Source organism: Sphaerotilus natans, from assembly GCF_900156335.1.
In the GTDB taxonomy this organism is placed as follows: domain Bacteria; phylum Pseudomonadota; class Gammaproteobacteria; order Burkholderiales; family Burkholderiaceae_C; genus Sphaerotilus; species Sphaerotilus natans.
This window is the reverse complement of the sequence record NZ_FTMZ01000033.1, coordinates 24,082-34,896: the sequence shown is the minus strand read 5'-3', so window position 1 is coordinate 34,896 and position 10,815 is coordinate 24,082. Positions and strand designations below refer to the sequence as shown.

General features: G+C 67.5%; 6 protein-coding genes and 2 tRNA genes. All 8 read right to left on the bottom strand.

The features are described from left to right. Nucleotides 1-3 precede the first annotated feature (3 nt). Nucleotides 4-79 (bottom strand) — tRNA-Gly (locus BW996_RS20035). Between the two features lie 116 nt (nucleotides 80-195). Continuing rightward, nucleotides 196-2,619, bottom strand: a complete 2,424-nt coding sequence (lon, locus tag BW996_RS20030; protein WP_037477638.1) for an endopeptidase La — start codon at nucleotides 2,617-2,619, stop codon at nucleotides 196-198. A gap of 88 nt (nucleotides 2,620-2,707) precedes the next feature. After that, complete coding sequence (gene clpX, locus BW996_RS20025; RefSeq protein ID WP_037477640.1) at nucleotides 2,708-3,988, bottom strand: ATP-dependent Clp protease ATP-binding subunit ClpX; 1,281 nt, start codon at nucleotides 3,986-3,988, stop codon at nucleotides 2,708-2,710. A gap of 54 nt (nucleotides 3,989-4,042) precedes the next feature. After that, nucleotides 4,043-4,651 (bottom strand): ATP-dependent Clp endopeptidase proteolytic subunit ClpP, encoded by a 609-nt coding sequence (gene clpP / locus BW996_RS20020; protein WP_037477642.1) that lies wholly within the window; start codon nucleotides 4,649-4,651, stop codon nucleotides 4,043-4,045. A gap of 198 nt (nucleotides 4,652-4,849) precedes the next feature. Beyond that, nucleotides 4,850-6,157: a trigger factor gene (gene tig / locus BW996_RS20015; RefSeq protein WP_037477643.1), complete on the bottom strand. Its 1,308-nt coding sequence runs from the start codon at nucleotides 6,155-6,157 to the stop codon at nucleotides 4,850-4,852. A gap of 71 nt (nucleotides 6,158-6,228) precedes the next feature. Further along, nucleotides 6,229-6,315: transfer RNA gene (locus BW996_RS20010), tRNA-Leu, on the bottom strand. 34 nt (nucleotides 6,316-6,349) lie between these two features. After that, nucleotides 6,350-9,487 carry an efflux RND transporter permease subunit gene (locus BW996_RS20005; RefSeq protein ID WP_051631459.1) on the bottom strand — a complete coding sequence of 1,046 codons (3,138 nt, stop codon included), beginning with the start codon at nucleotides 9,485-9,487 and terminating at the stop codon, nucleotides 6,350-6,352. A 24-nt stretch (nucleotides 9,488-9,511) separates the two neighbouring features. Beyond that, nucleotides 9,512-10,627 carry an efflux RND transporter periplasmic adaptor subunit gene (locus BW996_RS20000; protein WP_037477645.1) on the bottom strand — a complete coding sequence of 372 codons (1,116 nt, stop codon included), beginning with the start codon at nucleotides 10,625-10,627 and terminating at the stop codon, nucleotides 9,512-9,514. Nucleotides 10,628-10,815 lie beyond the last annotated feature (188 nt).

Sequence of the window (10,815 nt, the reverse complement as noted above, 5' to 3'; positions counted from 1 at the left end):
ATCTGGAGCGGGAAACGAGGCTCGAACTCGCGACCTCAACCTTGGCAAGGTTGCGCTCTACCAACTGAGCTATTCCCGCATTTCTCTTCGCCTTGCTGCGCTGATTTGGTTGTCTGCGCTGCGTCGAGAACGAAAGTATAGAACACCTTATTCTCGACGCGCAAGCGTTTTGGCCGTTTTTTTTCAGTGCGCCCGTCAGTGCTTGGTCGCGGCCTCGATGGCTGCACCCACGGCAGGTTCGGCTGCCTTCGGCGGCTCGGCCTTGATCTCCTCGTCAGGCAGCGGCTCGGGCAGACGCTCGAGGGCCACTTCCAGGACACGATCGAACCACTTCACCGGAATGATCTCGAGCTGGCTCTTGACGTTCTCGGGAATGTCCTGGAGATCCTTGGCGTTGTCCTGCGGGATCAGCACGGTACGGATGCCACCGCGGTGAGCGGCCAGCAGCTTCTCCTTCAGCCCGCCGATCTCGGTGACCTCGCCACGCAGCGTGATCTCGCCGGTCATCGCGACATCGGCACGCACCGGGATGCCGGTCAGCGCCGACACGAAGGCGGTGGCCATCGCCGCGCCTGCGCTCGGGCCGTCCTTGGGCGTGGCGCCGTCGGGCACGTGGATGTGGATGTCGCGCTTCTCGAACAGCTCGTCCTTGATGCCCAGGCGTGCGGCGCGGCTGCGCACCACGGTGCGCGCGGCCTCGACCGATTCCTTCATCACATCGCCGAGCGAGCCGGTACGAGTGATGGCGCCCTTGCCGTTCATCACCGCGGCCTCGATGGTCAGCAGGTCACCGCCCACCTCGGTCCAGGCCAGTCCGTTGACCTGACCGACCTGGTTGTCCTTCTCGGCCTCGCCGTAGCTGTACTTGCGCACGCCCAGGAAGTCGTTGAGGTTCTCGGCCGTCACGACGACCTGGCCCTCGTACTTCTTCAGCGACAGGCCCTTGACCACCTTGCGGCAGATCTTGGAGACCTCGCGCTCGAGCGAGCGCACGCCGGCCTCGCGGGTGTAGTAGCGGATCACCGCGCGGATGGCGTCCTCGGTGACCTCCATCTCGCTGTCCTTGACGCCGTTGTTCTCGCGCTGCTTGGGCAGCAGGTAGCGCTGGGCGATCGAGACCTTCTCGTCCTCGGTGTAGCCCGACAGGCGGATGACTTCCATCCGGTCGAGCAGCGCCGGCGGAATGTTCATCGAGTTCGAGGTCGCGATGAACATCACGTCCGACAGGTCGAAGTCGACCTCGACGTAGTGGTCGGAGAAGGTATGGTTTTGCTCAGGATCCAGCACCTCGAGCAGCGCCGACGACGGATCACCCCGGAAGTCCATGCCCAGCTTGTCGATCTCGTCGAGCAGGAACAGCGGATTGCGCACACCGACCTTGGTCAGCGACTGCAGCACCTTGCCCGGCATCGAGCCGATGTAGGTGCGGCGGTGGCCACGGATCTCGGCCTCGTCGCGCACGCCGCCCAGCGCCATGCGGACGAACTTGCGGCCGGTGGCACGCGCCACCGACTGCCCCAGCGAGGTCTTGCCCACGCCCGGAGGGCCGACCAGGCACAGGATCGGCGCCTTGACCTTGTCGACGCGCTGCTGAACCGCGAGGTACTCGAGGATGCGTTCCTTGACCTTGTCGAGACCGAAGTGGTCCTCGTCGAGCACCTCCTCGGCCAGCGGCAGGTCGTGCTTGACCTTGCTCTTCTTCGCCCACGGCAGGTTGACCAGCGTGTCGATGAAGTTGCGCACGACGGTGGCCTCGGCCGACATCGGCGACATCAGCTTGAGCTTCTTCAGCTCGGCATCGGCCTTCTTGCGCGCCTCCTTGGACATGCGGGCGGCAGCGATCTTCTTCTCGAGCTCCTCGAGATCGGCGCCCTCCTCGCCCTCGCCGAGCTCCTTCTGGATGGCCTTGACCTGCTCGTTGAGGTAGTACTCGCGCTGGCTCTTCTCCATCTGGCGCTTGACGCGACCGCGGATGCGCTTCTCGACCTGGAGGATGTCGACCTCGTGCTCGAGCAGCTCGAGCAGCTTCTCGAGGCGCTTGTCGACCGGCACCATGTCGAGCACGAGCTGCTTGTTCTCGAGCTTGAGCGGCAGATGCGCGGCGATGGTGTCGGCCAGCCGGCCAGCGTCATCGATGCCGGCGATCGAGGTCAGGATCTCCGGCGGGATCTTCTTGTTGAGCTTGACGTACTGGTCGAACTGCTGGGTGACGGCCCGGCGCAGCGCCTCGATTTCCGGCGAGCCCTGGTCGGGCACCGGCACCGGCGTGACCACCGCGGTGAAATGCTCGCCGCTGTCGTCGATGCTCTGGGTGGTGGCACGCTGCATGCCCTCGACCAGCACCTTCACCGTGCCGTCGGGCAGCTTCAGCATCTGCAGGATGCTGGAGACGCAGCCGGTCTCGAACATATCGTCGGGCTTGGGCTCGTCCTTGCCGGCGGCCTTCTGGGCCACCAGCATGATCTGGCGACCCGCCTCCATCGCGGCCTCGAGGGCCTTGATCGACTTCGGCCGGCCCACGAACAGCGGGATGACCATGTGCGGGAAGACCACGACATCGCGCAGCGGCAGCAGCGGCAGCGTGATCGGGTCCGGGGGAAGAATGGGGTGGCCTGACATCAGAACCTCTCTTTCTGCAGTCCCATCTGGGACCGCGGCACCGGTTTGCAAGGGCGGCTCCCGCCCCGGCACCCCGGTGCGGGATCACTCAGGCGCTGGCCTTGGCCTGCTCGCGGTACACGAGCAGCGGCTTCGTGCCATCCTCGATGGTGTGCTCGTCGACGACGACCTTGGCGACGCCGTCGAAGGTGGGCAGATCGAACATCGTGTCCATCAGCGCCTGCTCCATGATCGAGCGCAGGCCGCGCGCGCCGGTCTTGCGCTTGAGCGCCTTGCGCGAGATCGCCGACAGCGCCGACGCGCGCACTTCCAGCTCGACGCCGTCCATGCCGAACAGCTTCTGGTACTGCTTGACCAGCGCGTTCTTCGGCTCGGTCAGGATCTGCACCAGCGCGTCCTCGGTCAGCTCGCCCAGCGTGGCGATCACCGGCAGGCGGCCGACCAGCTCAGGAATCAGGCCGAACTTGACCAGATCCTCGGGCTCGATCTGGCGGAACACCTCGGTGATGCTGCGCTCCTGCTTGCTCTTGACCGAGGCGCCGAAGCCGATGCCCGACTTCTCGGAGCGGTTGGCGATGACCTTCTCCAGACCGTCGAAGGCGCCGCCGCAGATGAACAGGATGTTGGTCGTGTCGATCTGCAGGAAGTCCTGGTTCGGATGCTTGCGCCCGCCCTGCGGCGGCACCGAGGCCATCGTGCCCTCGACCAGCTTGAGCAGCGCCTGCTGCACGCCCTCGCCCGACACGTCGCGCGTGATGCTCGGGTTGTCGGCCTTGCGGCTGATCTTGTCGATCTCGTCGATGTAGACGATGCCGCGCTGGGCGCGCTCGACCTCGTAGTTGCAGTTCTGCAGCAGCTTCTGGATGATGTTCTCGACGTCCTCGCCGACGTAGCCGGCTTCGGTCAGCGTCGTGGCGTCAGCGATCACGAAGGGCACGTTGAGCAGCCGCGCCAGCGTCTGCGCCAGCAGCGTCTTGCCCGAGCCGGTCGGGCCGATCAGCAGGATGTTGCTCTTGGTCAGCTCGACGTCGTCGGACTTCGTCTTGCCGGCCATGTGCTTCAGGCGCTTGTAGTGGTTGTAGACCGCCACCGACAGCGTGCGCTTGGCCTGCTCCTGCCCGATCACGTACTGGTCGAGGCTGGCCTTGATCTCGGCCGGCACCGGCAGATCGTCGCGACCGGCCTTGGTACCGGCCTGCGCCTCGGCTCCCGGGGCCTCGTCACGGATGATGTCGTTGCACAGCTCGATGCACTCGTCGCAGATGAACACCGAGGGGCCGGCGATCAGCTTCTTGACCTCGTGCTGGCTCTTGCCGCAGAACGAGCAGTACAGCGTCTTTTCGCCGGGAGAGCCTTTTTTGTCAGGCATGGAATGCGGCCTCGAGTCGAAGGAAAGGAAATGCCGGGGAACGCCAGCCGGGCATCAGCCGCGCTTGGCGATGACCTGGTCGATCAGGCCATAGGTCTGCGCCTCGGCGGCGGACATGTAGTAGTCGCGCTCGGTGTCGTTCTGGATCTTCTCGAGCGGCTGGCCGGTGCGCTCGGCGAGGATGCGGTTGAGCTGCTCGCGCGTCTTCAGGATCTCGCGGGCGTGGATCTCGATGTCGGTGGCCTGACCCTGGGCGCCGCCGAGCGGCTGGTGGATCATGATCTTCGAGTTCGGCAGCGCGAAGCGCTTGCCCGGCGCACCCGCCGACAGCAGGAAGGCGCCCATGCTGGCGGCCATGCCCATGCACAGCGTCGAGACCTGCGGCTTGATGAACTGCATGGTGTCGAAGATCGACATGCCGGCCGAGACGCTGCCGCCGGGCGAGTTGATGTAGAGCGAGATGTCCTTGTCGGGATTCTCGCTCTCGAGGAACAGCAGCTGCGCGACGACCAGGTTGGCGGTCTGGTCGTTGACCGGACCGACCAGGAAGATGACACGCTCGCGCAGCAGGCGCGAGTAGATGTCGTAGGAGCGCTCTCCGCGTCCGGACTGTTCGATGACGATGGGCACCATGCCCAGATTCTGCGTGTCGATTGCGCTCATTGCGGACCCTTGAAGCTTCACTCTTGTCTGGCGCGGGGACGTTTCGGACCGGAAAGGCCGCGACGTCCGCGACGAACCCGATTATGGGGGTTTGCGTAATTCAACACCCGGAACGGGTGTGCCGATCATGTGACAAGGGGCGCCTTAGGCGCCCCTTGGATCGTTTCACCGACGAAAAACGTCGGCTTCAGGCGCGTCTCAGGCGCCCATCAGCTCGTCGAAGCCAAGGACCTTGTCGGTGACCTTGGCCTGACCCAGCACGAAGTCGGTGACGTTGGCCTCGATGACCACCGCCTCGACCTCGGCCATGCGCTGCTGGTCGCCCATGTACCAGGCGATGACGTCCTGCGGACGCTCGTAGCTCTGCGCCATTTCCTCGATGTGGGCACGCAGCTGATCCGGCGTGGCCGACAGCGCGTTGGCGCGCACCAGCTCGGCCAGCGACAGGCCCAGGCGCACGCGGCGCTCGGCCTGTGCGGTGAACATCTCGGCCGGGATCGGCGCCTTGTCGGCGTCCTTGATGCCGCGCTGCTTCAGGTCGGCGCGGGCGTTGGCCACCAGGCGCTCGACTTCCGCGTCGACCAGGGCCTTCGGCAGGTCGAAGGTGACGGCCTTCTCGATGGCGTCCATCACGGCCTGCTTGTTGCGGGCAGCGACGCGGAACTTGACCTCGCGCTCGAGGTTCTTGCGGATGTCGGCGCGCAGGCCCTCGACGCCACCTTCGGTGATGCCCAGGGACTCGGCGAAGGCGTCATCGACCACCGGCAGGTTCTGCTGCTCGACCTTCTTCAGCGTGACCAGGAAGTCGGCTTCCTTGCCCGCCACGTCCGAGCCGTGGTAGTCGTCGGGGAACTTCAGCGGGAAGGTCTTGGACTCACCGGCCTTCATGCCGCGCACGGCCTTCTCGAAGGCTTCGAGCATGCGGCCTTCGCCCAGCAGGAACTGGAAGTCCTCGGCCTTGCCGCCCTCGAAGCGCTCGCCGTCGATCGAGCCGTCGAAGTCGATGGTGACGCGGTCGCCGTCGGTGGCTTCCTCGCCGGCGACGCGCTCGGTGAAAGTGCGGCGCTGCTTGCGCAGGATGTCCAGGGTGCGGTCGATCGCCGCGTCGTTGACCTCGGCGCTGGCGCGCTCGATCTCGACGGCGGTCAGGTCGCCGATGACGACTTCAGGATAGACCTCGAAGACGGCGTCGAACTGCAGCTGGCCTTCGGCCGCGTCTTCCTTCTCGGAGATGCGCGGGGTGCCGGCCACACGGACCTGGGCTTCGCCGGCGGCCTGCGCGAAGGCGGCGCCGACCTTGTCGTTCATCACTTCGTACTGGACCGAGAAGCCGTAGCGCTGGGCCACGACATTCATCGGCACCTTGCCCGGACGGAATCCGTCGGCCTTGACCGTGCGGGCCAGTTTCTTCAGGCGGGTCTCGACCTCGTTCTTGATCTCCTCGGCCGACAGGGTCAGGGTGATGCGGCGCTCGAGCTTGTCGAGGGTCTCCACGGTAACAGCCATGTTCTGAAGCTCTACAGTTGCTTGAATTCAGGAGGGACGTCCGGCGCAGGAAACCGGAAGACGTCTGCATGTGGTGCGCGGGGCCGGACTCGAACCGGCACGCCCGTGAAGGCGTCAGGACCTAAACCTGGTGCGTCTACCAATTTCGCCACCCGCGCGGCCTGCACCGGATTTCCCGGAAAGCGCGACATTCTAGCCGAGTCGCGCGTCGTCCCGTCCGACACGGAACCAGGCGGCGTACATCGCCGGCAGCGCCAGCAGCGTCAGCGCCGTCGCCACGATCAGGCCGCCCATGATCGCCACCGCCATCGGCCCCCAGAAGACGCTGCGCGACAGCGGGATCATCGCCAGCACCGCCGCGGCCGCGGTCAGCACGATCGGGCGGAAACGCCGCACCGCCGACTCGACCACCGCCTGCCGGTCGGGCACGCCTGCGGCGCGGTCCTGCTCGATCTGGTCGATCAGGATGACCGAGTTGCGCTGGATCATGCCCATCAGCGCGATCACGCCCAGCAGCGCGACGAAGCCGAAGGGTCGGTCGAGCAGCAGCAGCGCAGCCGCCACGCCGGCGATGCCCATCGGGCCGGTCAGGAAGACCAGCATCGCGCGCTTGAAGCTCTGCAGCTGCAGCATCAGCAGCGTGAAGGTCAGGAACAGCATCACCGGCACGCCCTTGGCGATCGAGCCCTGGCCCTTGCTGCTCTCGGCCACCGCGCCGGCGATCTGGATGTCGTAGCCCGGCGGCAGGCCGGCGCGCATCTTGTCCAGCGCCGGCCAGATCTCGGCCGTCACGGTGGCGCCCTGCATGCCGTCGGGCACGTCGCCCTGGACGGTGACGGCGTACTGGCGGCCCTCGCGCCACATCACGCCCGGCTCCCAGACATGGCCGATGCGCGCGATCTGCACCAGCGGCACCGATTTGCCCGAAGCGGTCGGCACGTAGGCGTTGCCCAGGTCGGTGATGGCGTCGCGCTCGGACAGCGGCTGGCGCATGACGATGTCGATGAGCTTGTCGCCCTCGCGGTACTGGCCCACCGGCGTGCCGCTGAGCAGCATGCGCGTGGCCTGCGCGATCGACTGGCTGGACACGCCCAGCGCGCGCGCCTTGTCCTGGTCGATCTCCAGGCGCAGCACCTTGACCTGCTCGTTCCAGTTGTCGTTGACGCCGATGAGATTCGGGCTGGCCTGCAGCACCGCGCGCGCCTTGTCGCCCCACGCGCGCACGATCTGCGGATCGGGGCCGACGACGCGGAACTGCACCGGATAGGGCACCGGCGGCCCGTTGGGCAGCAGCGTGACCCGGCCGCGCGCCTCGGGAAATTCGGCCGCCAGGATCTCGGGCAGGCGCCGGCGCAGCGCCTCGCGCGCGGCCAGGTCCTTCGGCAGCACGATGGTCTGGCTGACGTTGGTCTGCGGGAAGATCTGGTCCAGCGGCAGGTAGAACCGCGGCACGCCCGAGCCGACCCAGCTGGTCACGCTCTCGACATCGGCCTCGCCCTTCAGGCGCGCCTGCAGCCGCTCGGCCAGCCGGTCGCTCTCCTGGATCGTCGCGCCCTCGGGCAGCCAGAGGTTGACCAGGATCTCAGGCCGGCTCGAGTCGGGGAAGAACTGCTGCTGCACCCGGCCCATGCCGGCCAGGCCGAGCACGAACACGCCGATCGTCAGCGCGATCGTGATCCAGCGGTGATCGACGCACCAGCCCACCAGCCGGCGGAAGCGCGAATAGAACGGCGTGTCGAACAGCTCGTGCGGCTGGCCCTCGGCGTGCGGGCGCACCTTCAGCAGCCGCGCGCCCAGATAAGGCACGAAGTAGACCGACACCACCCACGAGATCAGCAGCGCCGCCGAGGTGACGGCGAAGATCGCGAAGGTGTATTCGCCCACCGTCGACTGCGCCATGCCGATCGGCAGGAAGCCGATCGCGGTGATCAGCGTGCCGGTGAGCATCGGCATCGAGGTGGCGTCGTAGGCGTAGGTCGCGGCGTAGAGCCGGTCGTGGCCCTCCTCGAGCTTTCGCACCATCATCTCGACGGCGATGATCGCGTCGTCGACCAGCAGCCCCAGCGCGATGATCAGCGAGCCCAGCGAGATCTTGTGCAGCCCGACGCCCCAGTAGTACATGGTGACAAAGGTGATCGCCAGCACCAGGGGAATGGTCAGCGCCACCACCAGGCCCGGCCAGATGTCGATGCGCAGCGGCCGCGTGTGCAGGCCCAGGCTGATGAAGCTCACCGCCAGCACCACGACGATGGCCTCGACCAGCACCTGCACGAACTCGCCCACCGACTTGGCCACCGCCACCGGCTGGTCCTGCACCTGGGACAGCACGATGCCGGCGGGCAGATCCTGGCGGATGCGCGCGACACGCGCCTGCAGCGCCTCGCCCAGCGCGATGATGTCGCCGCCCTTGGCCATCGACACGCCCAGCGCGATCACCTCGCGACCCTGGTGGCGCACCTTGACCGCCGGCGGATCGATGTGGCCGCGCCGGATGGTGGCCACATCGCCCAGGCGGGTCATGCTGGCCACGCCGGTGGCCGGGTTGACCACGCGCAGCGGCAGCTGGCGCAGCGCCTCCAGCGAGCCGAACTGGCCGCCCACGCGCACCTGCAGGTTCTGGCTGCCCGCGTCGAGCACGCCGGCGTTCTCGACCGCGTTCTGCGCGCCGATCTGCGCGATCACCGCGTTCAGGTCCAGGCCGAGCTGGGCCAGACGCTGGCCGGACAGCTCGATGAAGACCTTTTCCGGCTGCGCACCGAAGATCTCGACCTTGGCGACATCCTTGACCTGCAGCAGCTCGGCGCGGGTGCGGTCGGCGAACTCGCGCAGCTCCTCGCGGCTGAAGCCGTCGGCCGACAGCGCGAAGATCGAGCCGTAGACATCGCCGAACTCGTCGTTGAAGAAGGGCCCGAGCACGCCGGCGGGCAGCGTCGCGCGCATGTCGCCGATCTTCTTGCGCGTCTGGTACCAGGTCTGCTGGACCTCCTTGGGCGGCGAGTCGTCCTTGATCTGGAAGATCGTCACCGACTCGCCCGGCTTGGTGTACGAGCGGATGATGTCGGCGTGCGGTACCTCCTGCAGCGTCTTCTCGATCTTGTCGGTGACCTGATCGGCCATCTGCTGCGCCGTCGCCCCGGGCCAGTAGGCCTGCACCACCATCGCGCGGAAGGTGAAGGGCGGATCCTCGTCCTGGCCGAGCTGGAAGTACGCGGCCACGCCGAGCACCATCAGCACGATCATCAGATAGCGCGTCAGCGCAGGATGCTCGAGCGCCCAGCGCGAAATGTTGAAGCCGGAATGGCTGACCGCGTCGTGAACATGAACTTTCATGGGACCCCCTGGCGGCACGATCGATCAGCGCGAGGCGGCACGGGCCGGCTCGATGTAGCGGCGCACCTTCTGGCCCGGCGTCAGCACATGCACGCCTGCGCCCACCACCTCCTGGCCGGGCTGCAGGCCCTCGGCCACCAGCACCTGGTTGCCGTCGGCGCCGCTGATGCGCACAGGCTGCGGCCGCACCGTCATCGCCTGCGCGTCGAGCAGCCAGACCACGCTGCGCCCGCCCTGCTCGGCCACCGCCGCCAGCGGCAGGCGGATCTGCTCGTCGCGGCGCGGGCGCTCCATCACCACGGTCGCGGTGCGGCCCAGGCGCAGCGAAGACGTGCCGACATCGGCCTTGGCCACGAAGGTGCGGGTGCTCGCGTCGGCCGCGGCAGCCAGCTCGCGCAGCGTCGCCGGCAGCGTCTCGCCGTCGCCGCCCCACAGCCGCACCTGCAGCGCACCGGCGCGGCCCATCAGCGCGCGCAGCTCGGTGACCCGGTCTTCCGGCACGTTGAAGACCACATCGCGCGGACCGTCCAGCGCCACGCGCACGATCGGCGTGCCCGCCGCCACCACCGCACCCGGCTCGGCCTCGACCGCGGTGACCACGCCCGCGCCTTCGGCCACCAGCCGGGTGTACTGCGCCTGGTTGCCCTGCACGCCGGCCTGCGCACGCGCCTGGTCGAGCGCGGCCTGCGCCGCCTTCAGCGCGGTCTCACGCCGCTCCAGCTCGGCCGCGCCGATGAAGCCCTGCTCGTGCAGCTCCCGGTAGCGCTTCAGGTCGGCCGCGCTCTGCTCGGCCTGTACCTGCGCGGCACGCAGGCCGGCGGCCGCCGCCTCCTGCCCGAGCTTCAGGTCCGCCGGATCGAGCTGCGCGATCGCCTGGCCCGGCCGCACCGCATCGCCCAGATCGACCTCGCGGCGCAGCAGCTTGCCACCGACGCGGAAGGACAGCCGCGTCTCGGTGCGCGCCTTCACCTCGCCGGAGAACTCCTGCAGCGCCGCGACGCTGCCGCCCTCGACCTTGATCGTGCGCACCGCGCGCAGCGGCTCGGGCGCCGCTTCCTTCTTCGCGCAGCCGGGCAGCGCCAGCACCAGCGCCAGCAGCAGGCTCGACAGGACAACCGGACGACCGGCAGACAGGGACACAGGACGAAGGCTCGGGCGAAGGAACATGCGCAGGCTCCGGGAGGGACGCGGAAACGTCTGGAACATCTGGAACTGACTGACCGGTCAGTAATTCGCTAATGTAGAAGCCCGCTTCGAGCCTTGTCAAACCTCGCGCGGATAATCGGCTCCGCGACGCCGCCGGCTGTCGCGGATCAACATCTCCTCAT

Excerpts from the sequence above, each read along its gene's own strand:
- lon (WP_037477638.1), bottom strand. The coding sequence starts at position 2,619 with ATGTCAGGCCACCCCATTCTTCCCCCGGACCCGATCACGCTGCCGCTG.
- clpX (WP_037477640.1), bottom strand. The coding sequence starts at position 3,988 with ATGCCTGACAAAAAAGGCTCTCCCGGCGAAAAGACGCTGTACTGCTCG.
- clpP (WP_037477642.1), bottom strand. The coding sequence starts at position 4,651 with ATGAGCGCAATCGACACGCAGAATCTGGGCATGGTGCCCATCGTCATC.
- tig (WP_037477643.1), bottom strand. The coding sequence starts at position 6,157 with ATGGCTGTTACCGTGGAGACCCTCGACAAGCTCGAGCGCCGCATCACC.
- BW996_RS20005 (WP_051631459.1), bottom strand. The coding sequence starts at position 9,487 with ATGAAAGTTCATGTTCACGACGCGGTCAGCCATTCCGGCTTCAACATT.